Here is a 19038-nt window from a genome sequence, read left to right on the forward strand (position 1 = left end):
CCCGGGAGATGCGCACGCTCGGGTTGCCAGTGAAAGGGTCGGTAAAACTGCGGTATCTGCTGTGCACTTACCGCCGCCTTCGTCGGCAAGCCAACCCCACCGGGTCTGCGGTGCTTATCTGAACAGGATGGGTAGCTAAGTCAGTGTCGCACTGTGACTACAGGCTACTTAATCACAGCGAGTAGCAGGTATAGTTGACCCCGTTCCCGAGAGGGGCTTGCGAGACTCTAAGGATCCTGGGTAACCAGCAATCGTAGAGCCAGGCAGATATATGGCGATGACAAGCCGACCTGTCTGTGAATGAGGCGCCGTAAGGCGCCTTTGTCATATCTGTAATCTGGAAAATGCATCCTTGGCCCTATGCGCCGATTTGCGCAACGACCAGGCCCCACCTCAAGTAATCACGTTATCTACCGTCTCATGAAACCGGTACTGGCCCTTGCCCCCGCGCTTGGCGGCGTACATCGCCGCATCGGCCGCACGCAGGATGTCTTCGACGTGGTTGCCGCTGGACGGGATAAACGCAATCCCGATGCTCGCGCCCAGGCGAAACGGTCCCTCATCCACCGTGACCTGTTCGATCAGTTTCTGCGCAATGGCCGCCGCGTCGGCCGGGGTGTGCATGCTGTCGACGATCACCGCAAACTCATCGCCGCCAATGCGCGCCAGGCGGTCGTAGGGGCGCAGGCAGGCTTGCATCTGGACGCTGACCCAGCGCAGCACTTCGTCGCCCTTTTCATGGCTCAGGGTGTCGTTGATCAGTTTGAAGCCATCGAGGTCCAGATACAGCAAGGCACTTAACGAGCCGGTGCGCTGGGTGCGGGACACGGCGCCGTGCAGTGCCTGCATGAAGCCACGACGGTTGAGCAGGCCGGTCAGGGCATCGGTGATTGCCTGCAGCTCCAGTTGCCGGTGCAGGTCACGGACCACCGACATGTCCACTGCCAGCACGGTCATGCTCTGTTGCTCGCCCGGTAACGGCGAGCAGGACATCGCCACCGGGATGTTGCTACCGTCCCGGCCGCGCAGGTTGGCGTCGTGCAGGCGCAGGTTATCGCCGCGTTGCCGCGAGTCATGGAACACCGAGGTCTGCCAGTTGTTTTCGTGCGGCGACTCGACCCACGACAGCAGGTCGCTGCCTTGCAGTTCTTCACTGGAACAGCCGAGCATGCGGGTGATGGCCGGGTTGGCGTAACGCACCCGGCCGTCATCACCGACCACCAGAATACCCTCGGCGGTGTTGTCGAGGATCGAGGCATTGAAGGCGCGCTCCTGCTCCAGTTGCTGGGTCAGCCGCAGCAGGCTGCGCCGGTATTGTTCGTGCTCCAGCAATATCCTGGCCTTGTGCAACAGGACCGCCGGTTGTACCGGCTTGGTCAGAAAATCCACCGCGCCGGAGGTATAGCCCTCATTGAGCACGGCATCGGTCTGGCGCAACCCGGAAATGAAGATGATCGGCGTGTAACGGCTTTGCGGCTCGGCACGCATGCGCCGGGCGGCTTCGAAACCGCCCATGCGCGGCATCTCGACGTCCATCAGGACCAGGCCGATGTTGCCCCGGCTCACACATTCCAGCGCCTCGTCCCCGGACCCGGCGCAGCGTACGGGCCGATCCAGGTCTTCCAGCAGCTCGACCATTTCTTCACGGATATCTTGCTGGTCGTCGACCACCAGAATTTCCAGCGACTCATCCTGCGCTAACGGCACATCTACCTCCATGTCTGCAACGGACCGCCCCAGCCAAAGGGCCGTGGTAAACGGCCGCATTGCTACGTGCACGTTTGCTCACAGTCTAGTCACGCTTTGCAAAACATGTAGGCCAGCCCGCTTGCTTCGAGAACCGGTGCGCACTCTGGGCGTTGACTCGCAGCATCGCTGTTTGGCGTTAACAACTATTCGCCAGCAACGCCGTCGCCACCCGCGAGCCATTGCTCCGCCCCAGCAAGGTACAGATTCGCTGCCCCGCTTCGGCCAGCGCTCGAAGTTCAATGCCGGTTTCAATGCCCAGCCCGTCAAGCAGATAAACCACGTCTTCGCTGGCGACATTGCCGGTGGCGCCCTTGGCATAGGGGCAACCGCCCAGGCCGGCCACGGAGCTGTCGAACACCGCGACACCTTCGAGCAAGCTGGCGTAGATATTGGTCAGCGCCTGGCCATAGGTGTCATGAAAATGCCCGGCCAGTTGCTCACGTGGCACGGCACGCCCCACCACGTCGAGCAACCGGCGGGTGGCCGTGGCCGTACCGACGCCGATGGTGTCGCCCAGCGAGATTTCGTAGCAGCCCAGCGCCAGCAGCGCCTTGCTGACATCCGCCACGGCCTGTGGCGCGATGTCACCCTCGTAGGGGCAACCCAGCACACAGGACACGTAACCGCGCACGCGGATGCCCTGCTGCGCGGCCAGTTGCATGACCGGTACGAAGCGCTCAAGGCTGTCACTGATCGAGCAGTTGATATTGCGCTGCGAGAACGACTCGGAGGCGGCGGCAAACACCGCCACTTCGCGCACTCCGGCTTCAATGGCGGCTTCAAGACCGCGCAGGTTCGGGGTCAGGGCGCTGTAGGTTACGCCGGCTCGCGGGTGGATACCGGCAAATACCTCGGCGCTGCCGGCCATCTGTGGCACCCATTTGGGCGAGACAAAACTGCCCACCTCGATATGCCCCAGCCCGGCCGCCGACAGGTCATCGACCAGCCGGACCTTGTCAGCCACGGCAATGGGCCGGGCTTCGTTCTGCAGCCCGTCGCGGGGGCCGACTTCGACCAGCCGAACGTGTTGCGGCAGGTTCATGATGATCTCCCTGGCGCATCCCGTAGGAGCGGCTTTAGCCGCGAAGGCTTCCCGGCTAAAGCGGATCGCCGCCCGGCCGGTGCTGCGCAGCGGTGACAAGGCCGCGGGTGAGCGCCTACACAGGACTCTCTAATCATGAGTTTCCAGCTCCACCAGCACAGTGCCTTCAGCAATCAACTCACCTTCCTGGCAATACAGCGCCTTGACCACTCCGGCCTCGGCTGCCCGAATGCTGTGTTCCATTTTCATTGCTTCAAGCACCACCAGTTGCGTGCCGGCTTCGACACGCTGGCCGACCTCGACCAGTACGTTGACGATGCTGCCATTCATCGGTGCGACCAGCCCTGCCTGTTGCTCATGGCCGGCGGCAGCATTGGCAATCGGGTCGAAGCGTTTGACCGCCAGCCATTCAAGCCCCCACCGCAGGTACAGCGTGTCACCTTCACGCAACACGTTGCGCGGCGGGGCCGTGTCCGGGCTGACGTTCACCTCCCGCAGCGTTTCGCCACAGCTCAGCACCAGACCGGTTACAGCTGGTAGGCCACTGCGCCAGGCACTGCGCGCCGCCCAGGGTGAATGCGGATCATCGGCCCGCAGCCGGGCCGGTTCACTGGCCAGCACAGCGGCGCCAGCCTGTTGCCAGAAAGCATCGGGCAACGGTGCAGGCGCCGGCAGCAGTTGCGCCTGATGCCGCTCGATGAAGCCGGTGTCCAGTTCGGCAGCGGCAAACGCCGGGTGGGCGAGGATGCGTTGCAGGAACACCAGGTTGGTTCTGAACCCGGCCACCACGGTTTCAGCCAGCATCGCCAGCAGCCGCTGCCGGGCTTCTTCGCGGTTCTCGCCCCAGGCAATCAGCTTGGCCAGCATCGGGTCGTAGAACGGCGAAATGTCATCACCCTCCTGCACCCCGCTATCAACCCGGCGCCCCGCTCCTGGTGCGGCTTCGCGATACAGCGCCAGATGACCGCTGGCCGGCAGAAAGCCGCCTTCCGGGTCTTCGGCATACAGGCGTACTTCAATCGCATGGCCGTTGAGCGGCACTTGCTCCTGGGTGATCGGCAGCGGCTCACCGCGGGCCACACGAATCTGCCAGGCCACCAGGTCCAGGCCGGTGATCGCTTCGGTCACCGGGTGTTCGACCTGCAGGCGGGTGTTCATTTCCATGAAGAAGAATTCGCCGCGGGCATCGAGCAGAAACTCGACTGTCCCGGCGCCGACATAACCGATGGCCTGGGCGGCGCGCACTGCCGCTTCGCCCATCGCCTTGCGCAATGCCGGGGTCAGGCCCGGTGCCGGTGCTTCTTCGACCACCTTCTGGTGGCGGCGCTGGATCGAACAGTCACGCTCGTTGAGGTACAGGCAGTGGCCGTGACGGTCGGCAAACACCTGGATCTCCACATGGCGGGGTTGCAGCAGGTACTTTTCCACCAGCATGCGTGCGTCACCAAACGAAGACTGCGCCTCACGCCGCGCCGAGGCCAGCGCTTCGGCCAGTTCAGTTTCGCGCTCGACCACTTTCATGCCCTTGCCGCCACCGCCCGCCGTAGCCTTGAGCAGCACCGGGTAACCAATGCGCTGGGCGGCGCTGCGAAAGGTTTCCAGGTCCTGGTCTTCACCGTGATAGCCCGGCACCAGCGGCACCCCGGCGGCTTCCATCAAGGCTTTGGCAGCGGACTTGCTGCCCATGGCTTCGATGGCGCTGGCCGGTGGGCCGAGAAACACCAGCCCGGCGTCCTCCAGACGCTTGGCAAAGGCGGCGTTCTCAGACAGAAAACCATAGCCGGGGTGCACGGCATCGGCGCCGCTGGCACGGGCCGCTGCAATGATTTTGTCGGCCAGCAGGTAACTTTCGCCAGGCCGGGCGCCGCCCAGGTCGATGGCCACATCCGCCTCGCGCACGTGGCGGGCGTTGCGGTCGATGGCACTGTGCACGGCCACGCTGGTGATGCCCAGCGCCTTGGCGGTGCGCATCACCCGGCAGGCGATTTCGCCACGGTTGGCAACCAGCAGGGTATTGATTGTTGTTGTGTTCATATCGGTGTGCTCAGTCGGTTGACGGGCGGCTCACTGCCACGCGGGTTTGCGCTTGTCGAGAAAGGCGCCCAGCCCTTCCTGGCCTTCTTCGCTGACACGAATGCCGGCAATCACGCTCTCGGTACGCTGACGCAGGCCATCGCTGAGTTCACCACTGCCCACGTCGTGCAGCAGCGCTTTGCACACCCGCATCGCGTGCGGGCTGTTGAGCAACAGGTTGGCGGTCCACTGCGCCAGCGCACTGTCCAGTTGCCCGTCGGGGTAGCACTCGGCAAGCAGGCCCAGTTCACGGGCACGCTCGCCGTTGAAGCGTTCGGCACTCAGCGCATAGCGACGGCTGGCGCGCTCACCGAGCGCCTGCACCACGTACGGGCTGATCACCGCAGGCGCCAGGCCGATGCGCACTTCCGAGAGGCTGAACAGCGCGTCCGTGCTGCCAATGGCGATGTCGCAACAGGCGACCAGCCCCACCGCACCGCCAAACGCTGCGCCCTGCACCACGGCCAGGGTCGGGCACGGCAGGCGATACAGCAGGTTCATCAACTCGCCGAGCTGATGGGCATCCTTGAGGTTGGCGGCGTAGTCGAGCCGGGCGCTGGCCTGCATCCAGGCCAGGTCGGCACCGGCCGAGAAGTGTTTGCCGCGCCCGCGCAGGATCAGAAACCGCACGTCATCGTCATCACCGACCTGGCGCAGCGCCTGAATCAGTTCGTCGATCATCGCGGCGTTGAAGGCGTTGTGCTTGTCCGGGCGGTTCAGCCACAGGGTCGCGATGCCGCGTGGCTCGTGAACCAGCTCGATGGTGTTGAATGCGTTCATCAGCGCTCCTCCCGTCACATGCGGAACACGCCGAAGCGGGTCGCTTCGATCGGTGCATTGAGGCTGGCGGAAATCGCCAGGGCCAGCACTTCGCGGGTCTGCGCCGGGTCGATGACGCCGTCGTCCCACAGCCGTGCGCTGGAGTAAGTGGCGGCGGCCTGGCGCTCGTACTGCTCGACGATCGGCTGGCGCAACTGTTGCTCGTCGGCGTCGGAAAACGCCTGGCCGGCACGCTCGGCCTGCTCGCGTTTGACCTGCACCAGCACGCCCGCCGCCTGCTGGGCGCCCATCACGCCAATTCGTGCATTGGGCCACATCCACAAAAAGCGCGGGTCAAAGGCACGGCCGCACATGCCGTAGTTACCGGCACCGAAGCTGCCGCCGATAATCACCGTGAACTTCGGCACGCTGGCGCAGGCCACTGCGGTGACCAGCTTGGCGCCATGCTTGGCGATGCCAGCGGCTTCATATTTCTGGCCGACCATAAAGCCGGTGATGTTCTGCAAGAACACCAGGGGGATGCCGCGCTGGCAGGCCAGTTCGATAAAGTGCGCGCCTTTCTGCGCGGCTTCGGCAAACAAAATGCCGTTATTGGCCAGCACCGCCACCGGGTAGCCGCCGATCCGCGCAAAGCCGCACACCAAGGTGGCGCCGAACAGTGCCTTGAATTCGTCGAGCTGCGAGTCATCGACAATCCGCGCGATCACTTCGCGCACGTCGAACGGTTGTTTCGGGTCTGCCGGAACAATTCCGTACAGCTCCTCGGCGCCATAGCGCGGAGCGACCGGTGCCAGCGCCTGCAACGCCCCAAGCTTGCGCCAATTGAGGTTGGCCACGCAGCGCCGCGCCAGGGCCAGGGCATGGGCGTCGTCTTCGGCGTAATGGTCGGCGACCCCGGAGGTCTTGCAGTGCACATCGGCACCGCCAAGATCTTCGGCGCTCACCACCTCACCGGTGGCGGCTTTGACCAGCGGCGGGCCGGCCAGAAAGATGGTCGCCTGGTTGCGGACCATGATGGTCTCGTCGCTCATCGCCGGCACATAGGCGCCACCTGCGGTGCACGAGCCCATGACCACGGCGATCTGCGCAATGCCTTGGGCACTGAGGTTGGCCTGGTTGAAGAAGATCCGCCCGAAGTGCTCACGGTCCGGGAACACTTCGTCCTGGCGCGGCAGGTTGGCGCCACCGGAGTCAACCAGGTACAGACACGGCAGGCGGTTTTCGCGGGCGATGGCCTGGGCGCGCAGGTGTTTTTTCACGGTCAGCGGGTAATAACTGCCGCCTTTGACGGTGGCATCATTGGCGATGATCATGCACTCGACGCCTTCGACCCGGCCGATACCGGCGATCAATCCGGCTGCCGGCACGTCTTCGCCATAGACCTCATAAGCGGCCAACTGACCGATTTCCAGAAACGGCGAACCGGGGTCGAGCAGGCGGTCGATGCGTTCACGGGGCAACAGCTTGCCGCGTGATGTGTGGCGCTGCTGAGCCTTGGCGCCGCCGCCTTCGCGAATCCTGGCCAGCAGGCTATGCAGCGCTTCAACCTGGCCCTGCATGGCCGCTTGGTTGGCGAGGTATTCAGGTGAGCGGGTGTTGATTTGCGTCTGCAGGATAGTCATGACGGCCTCACTCACATCGTCTCGTTGAACAGCTCGCGGCCGATCAGCATGCGGCGGATTTCGCTGGTGCCAGCACCGATTTCATACAGCTTGGCGTCACGCCACAGCCGGCCCACCGCAAACTCGTTGATGTAGCCGTTGCCGCCGAGAATCTGGATCGCCTCGCCGGCCAGCCAGGTGGCTTTTTCAGCGGTGTAGAGAATCACCCCGGCGCAGTCCTTGCGCACCTGGCGCACGTGGCTGCTGCCCAGCGCGTCGAGGTGCTTGCCCACCGCATACAGGTAGGCGCGGCAGGCCTGCTGGGTGGTGTACATGTCAGCGATCTTGCCCTGGATCAGCTGGAACTCGCCGATGCTCTGGCCGAACTGCTTGCGGTCGTGAATGTACGGCACCACCACATCCATGGCCGCCTGCATCAGCCCCAACGGGCCGCCGGACAGCACCGCGCGCTCGTAGTCCAGGCCGCTCATCAGCACCTTGGTGCCTTCGCCCACAGCGCCGAGGATGTTTTCTTGCGGCACCTCGACATCCTGGAACACCAACTCGCCGGTGTGCGAGCCGCGCATGCCGAGCTTGTCGAGCTTCTGCGCCACCGAGAACCCCGGTGCGCCCTTTTCCAGAATGAACGCGGTCATGCCTTTGGCACCGGCACTCAGGTCGGTCTTGGCGTAGACCACCAGTACATCGCAATCCGGGCCGTTGGTGATCCACATCTTGGTGCCGTTGAGCACGTAGCGGTCGCCCTTTTTGTCGGCACGCAGTTTCATCGACACCACGTCAGAGCCAGCGTTGGGTTCGCTCATGGCCAGCGCGCCGATGTGTTCGCCGCTGATCAATTTGGGCAGGAAGCGGCGCTTCTGCGCATCGCTGCCATTGCGGTTGATCTGGTTGACGCACAGGTTCGAGTGCGCGCCGTAAGACAGCCCGATGCCGCCTGCGGCGCGGGAGATTTCTTCCATGGCGATCATGTGCGCCAGATAGCCCATGCCGGTGCCGCCGTACTCTTCGCTGACGGTCAGGCCCAGCAGCCCCATGTCACCGAATTTGCGCCACAGATCCATCGGGAACTGGTCGCTGCGATCAGCCTCTGCGGCACGCGGGGCGATCTCCTTGGCGGCAAAGGCCGCGACTGAGTCGCGGAGCATGTCGATTTCCTCGCCGAGGAAAAAATTCAGTCCTGGGATCATGGTGTGTCTCCGTTCTTATGATTATGGATGGGTTCCACCGTTTCCTGCAGGAGCGACTTGGGTCGCGAAGAGGCCGGACCGGCCACAGCATTTGTAGCGCTCTGGTCGATCGCCTTCGCGAGCAAGCTCGCTCCCACAGGTTCAATACAAGGCAGTAAAAAGTGCATAAGTCGCCTCGACTGCACAGCATGTTCACAATTGCACGGTATCAATCCGTTCGCCCTGGCCTGGCTCTGCAGCATGGAACTGCGGGCCGTTGCGCCATTGGTCCAGCAGGCGCTCACGCTTGAGTTGAGCATGGCCCAGATACCGCTCTTTCACCGCGCCATAACCGCGCACCGCATCGGGCAGCGCCGCCAGTTGGCTGGCCAGCGCCAGGTTGTCGCTGCGCAGGCCGCCGAGCAGTTCATCGAGTATGGCTTCATAACTGCGCAGCCAGGCCAGCTCGGTCTTGCGCTCATGGGTGTGGGCGAAGGGGTCGAGCCAGGTGTTGCGTACCCGACGCAACCGCGCCAGCCAGCCGAAGGCCTTGAGCATCCAGGGGCCATAACTGGTTTTCTTGCCTTGCACACCCGCCGCGCTTTTATTCAGCAAAGGCGCAGCCAGGTGAAAGTGCAACCTGTAGTCGCCTTCAAAGGTGGATTCAATCTGCTTGAGAAAGTCGCCTTGGGTGAACAGCCGGGCCACCTCGTACTCATCCTTGATCGCCAGCACCTTGAAGTAATAGCGCGCCACCGCCTCGCTCAACGCGCCGGGCTGGCCTGCCAGCCGGGTCTCGGCGGCAGCAAAAGCATCCACCCGATCTTTATAACGAGCGGCCAGGGCAGCGTCTTGGTAATCAGTAAGAAACGCCACACGACGCGCCACTTGCTCGTCCAGCGTCCTGGCCAACTTGGGCGCGCGCTGATCGGCGATCAGTGCTTGTACCCGTGGCAGGTCCACCGCTGCACGGCGGCCCCAGGTGAATGCCGCCAGGTTGAACGGCACGGCGGTGCCGTTCAGTTCAATGGCCTGCTGCAGGGCTTCGATGCCCACCGGCAGCCAGCCTTGCTGGCAGGCAAAGCCGAGCATGAAGGTGTTGGTGGCAATGGAATCGCCCATCAGCGCGGTCGCCAGCTGGCTGGCCTGGACGAACAGTGCCTGCTCATCGCCCACCGCTTCGCGGATCTGCGCGGTCATTTCCGGGGTACGGAACTGCGCGTCGGGGTAGCGCTGCAAATCGCCGGTTTCTGCCTGGGCGGCGAAGTTACGCACAAAGGCGCCGGTCAGGCTTTCTTCACAATTGACCAGCGCATGGGTCACACCCTGGCGGACTTTCGACAGGGTTTCGTGGTTGGCACTGACCACCAGATCACAGCCCAGCAACAGGCTGGCCTCGCCTTCGGCGATGCGCGGTGCATGCAGGTCTTGCTGACGGGCGGCGATGCGCAGGTGCGACCACACTGCGCCGCCCTTCTGCGCCATGCCGGCCATGTCCAGGCTCAGGGTGCCCTTGCCCTCGATGAACGCAGCCATGCCCAGCAGCGCGCCGATGGTCACCACTCCGGTGCCACCGACCCCGGTGATCAGGATGCTGTAGGGCTGCTGTAGAGGAGCTGTTACCGGCACCGGCAGCGGCCATTGCTCGGCCTCGCCCTGGCCCAGCGCTTTGGGCTTGCGCAAGGCGCCGCCCTCGACGGTGACGAAGCTTGGGCAGAAGCCGCTCAGGCAGGTGAAGTCCTTGTTGCACAACGACTGGTCGATCTCCCGTTTGTTGCCGAACTCGGTCTCGACACTGGTCACCGACATGCAGTTCGACTGGCTGCTGCAATCGCCGCAGCCTTCGCACACCGCCTGGTTGATCACCACCCGACGCGCCGGGTCGGGGAATTTGCCGCGTTTGCGCCGCCGGCGTTTTTCCGCGGCGCAGGTCTGGTCATAGATGATCGACGACACACCACTGAATTCGCGCAGTTCTTTTTGCAGTTCATCCATGCGGTCGCGGCGCCACACCGGCACACCCGGTGCCAGATCCTGGACATCGCGATAGCGCTCGGTGTCGTCGGTCACCACCACGATGCGCCCGACTCCTTCGGCAGCCAGTTGCCGGGAGATCTGCGCCACACTGAGGCTGCCGTCCACCGGCTGGCCGCCGGTCATCGCCACGGCGTCGTTGTAGAGAATCTTGTAGGTGATGTTGATCCTGGCCGCGACCGCCGCCCGAATCGCCAGCAGCCCGGAGTGGAAGTAGGTGCCATCGCCAAGGTTGGCGAACACGTGCGGCGTGTCAGTGAATGGCGCCTGGCCGATCCACGCGGCGCCCTCGCCGCCCATCTGGCTGAAGGTGCGGGTCTGTGGATAAATCCACGCGGCCATGTAGTGACAACCAATGCCCGCCAGTGCGCGGCTGCCTTCCGGCACCTTGGTCGAACTGTTGTGCGGGCAGCCGGAGCAGTAATGCGGCGCCCGGTCCATCAGGGTTGCAAAGCGCTGGCCGGTCGACAGTTGCGCTTCAAGCACCGCCAGGCACACCTGCAACTCGCCGCTCTGGTGGTGGCGCAAAATACGCCGCGCCAGCGCTCGTGCGATCTGCGACGGGGTCAGGTCGCCAATCGCTGGCAGCAGCCAGTCGGTATGCGGCCGGGTCCACTCGCCTTTGTCGTCGAACTTGCCGACGATGCGCGGGCGCACGTCTTCACGCCAGTTGTAGAGTTCTTCCTTGAGCTGGTATTCGATCATCTGGCGTTTTTCTTCGACCACGACGATCTCTTCCAGGCCATCGGCAAAGTGCCGTACGCCTTCGGCATCCATCGGCCAGACCATGCCGACCTTGTAGATGCGCAGGCCGATCTGCGCGGCGCGCGCCTCATCGATGCCGAGGATCTTCAGCGCCTGGCAAACGTCCAGGTACGATTTGCCCGAGGTGACGATGCCGATCCGCGCCTTGGGCGCATCCATGACAATCCGGTCCAGGCCGTTGGCCCGCGCATAAGCGGCGGCGGCGTACAGTTTGTGTTCGAGCAGGCGTTTTTCCTGGGCCAGCGGCGGGTCAGGCCAGCGGATATTCAGGCCACCCTCGGGCAGTTCGAAGTCGGGTAGCACCGGCTGCACACGGTCCAGGCTCAGGTCTACGACGGCGCCGCTTTCAACGGTGTCGGCCACCGCCTTCATCGCCACCCAGCAACCGCTGTAGCGCGACATGGCAAACCCGTGCAGGCCAAAATCGAGGTACTCCTGCACGCCGGAAGGCGCCAGCACCGGCATCATCACCGCCTTGAAAATGTGCTCGGTCTGATGCGGCAGCGACGATGAGCGGGCGCCGTGGTCATCACCGGCAATCGCCAGCACGCCACCGAAGGCCGAAGAACCTGCTGCGTTGGCATGCCGCAACACATCGCCGCAGCGGTCAACACCCGGCCCCTTGCCGTACCAGATGCCGAATACACCGTCGTAGCGCGCGCCGTCGAACATGTTGACCTGTTGAGTACCCCACAATGAGGTGGCGGCGAGGTCTTCGTTGAGGCCAGGCTGGAATTTGATGTGCTGTGCCTGCAGATGCTCACGGGCTTTCCACAATGCCTGGTCGAAGCCGCCCAACGGCGAGCCACGGTAACCGGAGATAAACCCTGCGGTGTTCAGCCCCGCGGCCAGGTCGCGCTGGCGCTGCATCAGTGGCAGCCGCACCAGCGCCTGGATGCCGGTCATCAGGGCTTTGCCCTGGGTCTGGGTGTATTTGTCGTCGAGCACGGTCAGCGATGCGGTCACGGCCAATCCTCCGATTCTTGTTATCCGGGGGGCTGTAGGGTTCGGCCCGCCGGTTTGTTCTGGAGTGGTTTGGTGGAGCTTGTTTTTCTGGAGTCTAGAAGCGCCGATCCGCTATCGTAAATTTATAAAAAATGCATCGAGGTATCTGAAAAACACATGTCAGTCCGAAACGATATCTCCATGCGCCAATTGCGCTATTTCGTCGCCGCCGCCGAACTCGGGCAGTTTTCCCAGGCCGCCCTGACCGTGCACGTTTCGCAGTCGGCCATCACCACGGCGGTCAGCCAGCTGGAAGACATGCTGGGTGTGCGACTGTTCGAACGCCTGGCCCACGGGGTGAGCCTGACCGCCGAAGGGCACAAGTTTTATCAGCACGCCCGGCACATTCTCGACACCCTGCAAGATGCGGTCAGCCATCCGCTACTGCTCAGCCATAACCTGCAAGGCACAGTGCGCGTGGGCGCGTCTTACACGGTACTGGGCTACTTCCTGCCGAACCTGCTGGCACGCTTCAAACGCAGTTATCCGCAAGTCGAAATCGATCTGATCGACATGGACACACCGGGCATCGAGCAGGGCATTGCCGACGGATCGCTGGAGCTGGGCCTGACCATTGTTTCCAACGTCGACAGCGCCCTGCCGTTCGAGCGCCATGTGCTGATGCGCTCACGGCGACAGATGTGGCTGCCGAGCGGCCACCCGCTGCTGCAAGTGGAGTCGGTGAGCCTGGCTGACATCGCCGGGCATGCCTACATCATGGCCACCGTGGATGAAGGCGAAAGCTCGGCGCTGCGCTACTGGCAGGCGGCCGGCCTGCAACCGAAAGTGGTGTTCCGCACCTCGTCGATCGAAGCCTTGCGCGGCCTGGTGGCCCATGGCTTCGGGGTCAGCATCCTGTCGGACATGGTCTATCGTCCCTGGTCGCTGGAGGGTAAAAAGATCGAGGTGCGCCCGGTGGCCGGCAATATTCCGCCCATGGAGCTGGGCCTGATCTGGGGCCGCGACCTGACCTTCAGCGAGCCGACCCGGGCGTTTCAGCAGTTTCTGATTTCAGCTACTCAGCTTTAGGGGCATTAATCAGCTTTGCAAAACAATTCAGAAGAAAAACAAATTTAACAAATCATTTTCCAGGCTCGACACTGGGGTACTCATACCTACAAAAAGCAGCCTCTGCACAGGAGAAGCATCATGCAAGACGTGGTCATCGTTGCGGCGACCCGCACCGCCATCGGCAGCTTTCAGGGTGCCCTGGCCGGCATTCCCGCGCCGGAGCTGGGCGCGCTGGTCATCCGCCGGCTGCTGGAGCAGACCGGGCTGGACGCCGCGCAGGTCGATGAAGTGATCCTCGGTCAGGTGCTGACCGCCGGCAGCGGCCAGAACCCCGCACGTCAGGCATCGATCCTGGCCGGCCTGCCGCACAGCGTACCGGCGCTGACCCTGAACAAGGTCTGTGGCTCGGGGCTCAAGGCCATTCACCTGGGCGCCCAGGCGATCCGTTGCGGCGATGCCGAGGTAATCATCGCGGGCGGCATGGAGAACATGAGCCTGGCGCCCTACGTGCTGCCAGCGGCGCGCACCGGGCTGCGCATGGGCCACGCCCAGATGGTCGACAGCATGATCACCGACGGTCTGTGGGACGCCTTCAACGATTACCACATGGGCATCACTGCCGAAAATCTGGTGGCAAAGTACGGCATCAGCCGCGAAGCCCAGGACGCCTTTGCCGCCGCCTCGCAGCACAAGGCAATCGCGGCTATTGAGGCCGGACGCTTCAAGGATGAAATCACCCCGGTTTCGATCCCGCAGAAAAAGGGCGAACCCCGGCTGTTCGACACCGACGAACAACCCCGCGCCGAGACCAGTGCCGAGTCGCTGGCCAAGCTGCGCCCGGCGTTTCGCAAGGACGGCAGCGTCACCGCAGGCAACGCCTCCAGCCTCAACGACGGCGCCGCTGCGGTGCTGCTGATGAGCGCAGCCAAGGCGGCGGAACTCGGCCTGCCGGTGCTGGCCAGCATCAAAGCCTACGCCAACGCAGGGGTCGATCCGGCGATCATGGGCATCGGCCCGGTGGCGGCAACCCGTCGCTGCCTGGACAAGGCCGGCTGGCAACTGAACGAGCTGGACCTGATCGAAGCCAACGAAGCCTTCGCAGCGCAGGCGCTGTCGGTGGGTCAGGAACTGGGCTGGGACGCGAGCAAGGTCAACGTCAATGGCGGCGCCATCGCTTTGGGCCACCCGATTGGCGCCTCAGGCTGCCGGGTGCTGGTGACCTTGCTGCACGAAATGATCCGCCGGGATGCGAAGAAGGGCCTGGCGACCTTGTGCATTGGCGGCGGGCAAGGCGTGGCACTGGCGATTGCCCGGTAAGCACGGCAGGCCGGCGACCCGCTTCAGCGCCGCAGCTTTCGCCGCTGAAGCGGCTCCTACAGTTTTGCGTCGCCCCGGAGCCCTTCACGGCAAAACAACTTGCATATTAGGTTATTCCTAAATTGAATTTCCCTGATGATGATTATTACCGATAACGTGTAATTCATTCAGGGAATGGCGATTTTCTTCATAAGGCATGCGCATCGCCTCCTGGCCCCTTTCATTCGCCACCGGAGGCTCCATGAGCATCACGTCCATCAATCGCCGTCGTCTTCTGGCCATGGCCGGCACCGCCACGGCGGCAGCGCTGGTCAGTCGGCTGGGGTTTGCTGACAGCAGCCATGCAGGTCATGCCGGGCACGGCACTGCACCGGTGGGCAGCGGGCTGGATCTGGACAGCACTCGCTGGGTGCTGCCAGAGCCGCGCAAGGTCAAGATCGCCACCAACCTCAATGCTGTCTGCCTGGCCCCGGTGGCGGTCGCTGACAGCCAGGGCATCTTCAAACGGCATAACCTGGATGTTGAGTTCGTCAACTTCGGCAATTCCACCGAAGTGCTGCTCGAATCGATGGCCACCGGTAAGGCCGACGCCGCCACCGGCATGGCGCTGCGCTGGCTCAAGGCACTGGAACAGGGCTTTGACGTCAAGCTGACTGCCGGCACCCACGGTGGCTGCCTGCGCCTGTTGACCCTCAAGGATGGCCCACAGGATCTGGCCTCGCTCAAAGGCACGACCATCGGCGTGACCGACATGGCCGCCGCCGACAAGAACTTCTTCTCGCTGATGCTCAAGCGCCATGGAGTGGACCCGATCCGTGACGTGACCTGGCGGGTCTACCCCATCGACCTGCTCAGCGTGGCGCTGGAGAAAGGCGAGATTCAGGCCGCCAGCGGTTCCGACCCGATCATGTACCGGGTCAAGCAGCAACCGGCGTTCCGTGAGCTGGCGACCAATATGATTGAGGAATACGCCAACATGAGCTGCTGCGTGGTCGGGGTCAGCGGCAAGCTGGCGCGCAACGAGCAGCCGGTTGCCGCAGCGATCACTCACTCGATTTTGCAGGCCCATGCCTGGGCCTTTAAAAACCCCGATGCGGTGGCCGATGAATTCCTCAAGTTCGCGCTCAACACCAGCAAGGAGGAAGTGCGCGCCATCCTCACCGAGCACACCCACGGTTACTACTCGGTGGGCAAGACCTTCGAGCAGGAAATCGCCGTGTACGCCCGCGACCTCAAGCAGGTCGAAGTTCTGAAGCCGCGTACCGATCCTGCGCAATTCGCGGAGAGTATCCATGCCGACGTATTCGCTTGAGCAGACCCAAACCGCCCAGCCCACAAGCGTTACGCTGTGGCGCAGCGGGCTGCTGGCCGCCGCTGCCTGGCTGGCCTTCGCGCTGTTCACCAGCTTGTACCCGGACGGCGGACGACCCTGGCCCTTCACTCGCGAACTGGCCATCGGTGCCGCCGCCGTCGCCCTGCTGCTGGCCCTGACAGTCTTGTTACCCGGCGTGTTCGCCCGGCTGGTCAGCGTGCTGAAACCGGCAGGTCCCTGGCTGGTGGTATTGCCGTTGCTGCTGGGCGTGTGGGTGCTGGTGACCGCCAAGATCGTTCTGCTGCCAGTGCCGTTCTTCGCCCCGCCGCAAGCGCTGATCGAGGTGTTTGTCGATGACTGGCCACGCTTGGGCGAAAGCCTGCTGCATTCGTTCTGGTTGCTGTTCAACGGTGTGGTATTGGGTGGCGTGACTGGCTTCATCGCCGGAGTGTCGATCGGCTGGTCGCAACGCATCGGCTATTGGGTGCATCCGGTACTGCGCATCCTCGGCCCGGTGCCGTCCACCGCACTGCTGCCAATCTGCTTTTTCTTCTTCCCCACCAGTTGGAGCGCCAGCGTATTTCTGATTGCCCTGGCAACCTGGTTTCCGGTCACGGTGCTGACCTGGTCGGGCGTGGCCGGGGTCGATAAGGCGTACTACGAAGTGGCCCGTACGCTGGGCGCCAATTCACGCTTCCTGATCCTGCGCGTGGCGATTCCCGCCGCACTGCCCAACGTATTCGTTGGCCTGTTCATGGGCCTGGGTGCGTCGTTCTCGGTGCTGGTAGTGGCGGAGATGATGGGCGTCAAGGCAGGCCTGGGCTGGTACTTGCAATGGGCGCAAGGCTGGGCCGCTTACGCCAACATGTACGCCGCGCTGATCGTGATGGCGCTGCTGTGCTCGGGGTTGATCACCCTGTTGTTCAAGGTGCGTGACCGGGTGTTGTCGTGGCAGAAAGGAGCGGTGCAATGGTAGCGAGTGCAGCGGCAATTCAGACCCAGGACATCGGCATGGCCCTGGATATTCGCGGCCTGAGCCATGCCTTCGACCTCGGCGACAGCCGCTTGCCGGTGCTCGACAAGGTCGACCTGCAACTGGCGCCGGGCGAAAGCGTTGGCCTGCTGGGGCCGTCAGGCTGTGGCAAGTCGACCCTACTGCGTCTGGTCGCCGGCCTGGAGACGCTGCAAAGCGGCCAGTTGCAGGCCGACGGCGCGGCGATTCCCGGCCCGCATCACTCGCGGGTGCTGGTGTTTCAGGACCCGACCCTCTACCCGTGGCGCAGCGTGTGGGACAACGTTGCGCTCGGCCTGCAAGCCCGAGGCCAGCTCAAGACCCACAAGCACCGGGTTGATGAGACTCTTGGCAAGGTCGGACTGCTGGAATTTCGCGACGCCTACCCACGCCAGCTCTCCGGCGGCATGGCCCAGCGCGCCGCCCTGGCCCGCGCCCTGATCAACGAACCGCGCCTGCTGCTGCTCGACGAGCCGCTGGGCAAGCTTGATTCACTGACCCGCATCGCCATGCAGGGCGAGCTGATTCGCCTGTGGCAGCAGCAACGCTACAGCTCGTTGCTGGTCACCCATGACGTCGAAGAGGCATTGCTGCTGTGTGACCGCGTGCTGGTGTTCTCGGCCCGCCCGGCCAGGGTGCTGGCCGAACTCAAGGTCGACCGGCCGTACCCGCGTCGGCGGGATGATCCAAGGTTACTGGAGCTACGTCATCATGCGCTGGAGTTGCTCGGGCAGGGGAGTGACTGGTAAGCAAGCACCTTGATTGTAAGTGCGGGGAGGCTGATCTGTAGCGGTACGCAAACGACTTAACAGGCGCCGCCCCACTCAATGGCATTGAGCAGGCGTAGGACCTGACAGACGCCGACGTCTGTTTCACACAGCATTTCAGGTGACTTGCCTGCCAAGGCACGGGTCGGCCTGAACATCCAGGCCATAGCGTCGCTAGCGCTTTCAAAAACCTCGGTGGCCTGATTGAACACAAGATGCTTTCGCTCAAACACCACAAGGCTCATGGTCTTTTCCATAGAGTCACCAGATCCATGATTAGGAAACCCTCTGCTTCACAGGTCAGCCCCGCGTAGTCTGCAAGTTTACTGCATGAATTCGGAAACAAGCCTTCGGCTACAAGAACAGGTATCTGCCTACGAAAACTAGAGATCTCGGCTACAAAGTGGCAGACACTGGCCCTACCTCCTCATCCCTTGTATGTTCCCTGTTGCGCCAGCCCATGGCGACACAGGGAACCATTTCTGCATTCAAGGGAGTCGCCATGCGTACACTGATCGTTGCCACCTTTGCCCTGAGCCTTTCATTGCCCATTCTGGGCGCCACTCCACCCTCTGCCAAACAGATTACCGCCTGGGCGCCTGCTGAAGTGCAGCAGATGGGCGTGCAAGTCGAAAATGTGGTTCCCGTGGCGTTGCCGAACAACGAGCAGGCTTATCTGGCGTCGGTATCTTATGAAAACGCAGGCAGGAATTTTCAGGCCGGTTATCTGCTGGTGCGCCCGACCCTCAAGCAGGCGCGAGCGCTTGAAGACTTCGGCGGGCAATACAACAAGATCCGCCTGCTCGACGACTACGGCAGCAGTCAGTCGGTGCTCATCATTGGCGGCGCCGGTTCCGGCCAGGGCAGTTCAGCCGGCAGCTATTCTCTGGTGGCCTTTGAGGGCTGGGAGTCGCGAACGTTGTACAGCGCTGGTGAACAAGACAACACAGGCAATTGCGGCCCAGAAGTGCAACGCGAGTGTTGGGGCAATCGGGTGTTCCTCAATGTCTTCTCGGTGGGCGGTCCCGGCGGCAGGATCGGCCTGGTAGTGACCAACGTGAAATACACATCAGTCGACATGGAAAGCCCCCATCAATACACCCAAGAGTCGCAGCTGGTATTTGTTGACCACCCGGCGTACTGATCGCAGCGCCTGTCGCTGCCAGCGACTTTCCAGCAAGACCGGGAATAACTTACAAATATTGGCACTAACGTCCTAGTAACGTCGGAAAACACCGATATAGAGGCGTTAACTAGTTATTGTAGAAAACCCTAAATAAAGCCGATGTATAGCCGACATAAGTCGCATGCCTGCAGTACAACGAAGAAACATCTTTTTACTTGTGCTGAAAGAAGCAATTGGCCATCATTGAACAATTGTAC

14 protein-coding genes are annotated in these 19038 nt (G+C 62.9%); 6 read left to right on the forward strand and 8 right to left on the reverse strand.

Annotated features, from left to right (window positions below; translation table 11 throughout):
• Positions 1-393: 393 nt before the first annotated feature.
• The 7 genes from NJC40_RS03890 to NJC40_RS03920 all read right to left on the reverse strand — a co-directional run bounded on the left by NJC40_RS03890 (position 394) and on the right by NJC40_RS03920 (position 12137).
• Positions 394-1707, reverse strand: a complete 1314-nt coding sequence (locus tag NJC40_RS03890; protein ID WP_253116967.1) for a diguanylate cyclase domain-containing protein — start codon at positions 1705-1707, stop codon at positions 394-396.
• A gap of 178 nt (positions 1708-1885) precedes the next feature.
• A complete protein-coding gene (locus NJC40_RS03895) occupies positions 1886-2791 on the reverse strand; it encodes a hydroxymethylglutaryl-CoA lyase (protein ID WP_253142395.1) in 906 nt (301 codons plus the stop codon).
• 129 nt (positions 2792-2920) lie between these two features.
• Complete coding sequence (locus NJC40_RS03900; RefSeq protein WP_253142394.1) at positions 2921-4825, reverse strand: acetyl/propionyl/methylcrotonyl-CoA carboxylase subunit alpha; 1905 nt, start codon at positions 4823-4825, stop codon at positions 2921-2923.
• Positions 4826-4855: 30 nt separating this feature from the next.
• A complete protein-coding gene (locus NJC40_RS03905) occupies positions 4856-5644 on the reverse strand; it encodes a gamma-carboxygeranoyl-CoA hydratase (protein ID WP_045484334.1) in 789 nt (262 codons plus the stop codon).
• 14 nt (positions 5645-5658) lie between these two features.
• Entirely contained in the window at positions 5659-7266 is a 1608-nt protein-coding gene (locus NJC40_RS03910; RefSeq protein ID WP_253142393.1) for a carboxyl transferase domain-containing protein, read from the reverse strand.
• An 11-nt stretch (positions 7267-7277) separates the two neighbouring features.
• The gene (locus NJC40_RS03915) at positions 7278-8453 is read right to left on the reverse strand and encodes an isovaleryl-CoA dehydrogenase (RefSeq protein WP_253116971.1); all 1176 of its coding nucleotides are present in this window, start codon (positions 8451-8453) and stop codon (positions 7278-7280) included.
• A gap of 192 nt (positions 8454-8645) precedes the next feature.
• Complete coding sequence (locus NJC40_RS03920) at positions 8646-12137, reverse strand: indolepyruvate ferredoxin oxidoreductase family protein (RefSeq protein ID WP_253142409.1); 3492 nt, start codon at positions 12135-12137, stop codon at positions 8646-8648.
• A 216-nt stretch (positions 12138-12353) separates the two neighbouring features.
• On the opposite strand from NJC40_RS03920, the gene NJC40_RS03925 reads away from it, so the two are divergent.
• The 5 genes from NJC40_RS03925 (at position 12354) to NJC40_RS03945 (ending at position 17637) form a co-directional block, all read left to right on the forward strand.
• On the forward strand, positions 12354-13265 hold the full coding sequence (locus NJC40_RS03925; protein ID WP_253142392.1) for a LysR family transcriptional regulator: 912 nt from the start codon (positions 12354-12356) through the stop codon (positions 13263-13265).
• Between the two features lie 120 nt (positions 13266-13385).
• Positions 13386-14564, forward strand: a complete 1179-nt coding sequence (locus tag NJC40_RS03930) for an acetyl-CoA C-acetyltransferase (RefSeq protein WP_045484346.1) — start codon at positions 13386-13388, stop codon at positions 14562-14564.
• 241 nt (positions 14565-14805) lie between these two features.
• Positions 14806-15876, forward strand: a complete 1071-nt coding sequence (locus NJC40_RS03935) for an ABC transporter substrate-binding protein (protein ID WP_253142391.1) — start codon at positions 14806-14808, stop codon at positions 15874-15876.
• Positions 15857-16852, forward strand: coding sequence for an ABC transporter permease (locus NJC40_RS03940; protein WP_253142390.1), 996 nt, complete (start codon positions 15857-15859; stop codon positions 16850-16852). The genes NJC40_RS03935 and NJC40_RS03940 overlap by 20 nt, the downstream gene beginning before the upstream one ends.
• Positions 16846-17637, forward strand: coding sequence for an ABC transporter ATP-binding protein (locus tag NJC40_RS03945; protein ID WP_253142389.1), 792 nt, complete (start codon positions 16846-16848; stop codon positions 17635-17637). Before NJC40_RS03940 ends, NJC40_RS03945 begins: the two co-directional genes overlap by 7 nt.
• A gap of 56 nt (positions 17638-17693) precedes the next feature.
• Here the strand turns inward: NJC40_RS03945 and NJC40_RS03950 are convergent, their stop codons facing one another.
• Positions 17694-17912, reverse strand: coding sequence for an MbcA/ParS/Xre antitoxin family protein (locus NJC40_RS03950; RefSeq protein ID WP_253142388.1), 219 nt, complete (start codon positions 17910-17912; stop codon positions 17694-17696).
• Positions 17913-18157: 245 nt separating this feature from the next.
• Between NJC40_RS03950 and NJC40_RS03955 the strand changes: the two genes are divergently transcribed.
• The gene (locus NJC40_RS03955) at positions 18158-18799 is read left to right on the forward strand and encodes a hypothetical protein (protein WP_253142387.1); all 642 of its coding nucleotides are present in this window, start codon (positions 18158-18160) and stop codon (positions 18797-18799) included.
• Positions 18800-19038: the final 239 nt, after the last annotated feature.

Origin of the sequence: Pseudomonas sp. 21LCFQ02 (assembly GCF_024129895.2) — a bacterium.
GTDB lineage: Bacteria > Pseudomonadota > Gammaproteobacteria > Pseudomonadales > Pseudomonadaceae > Aquipseudomonas.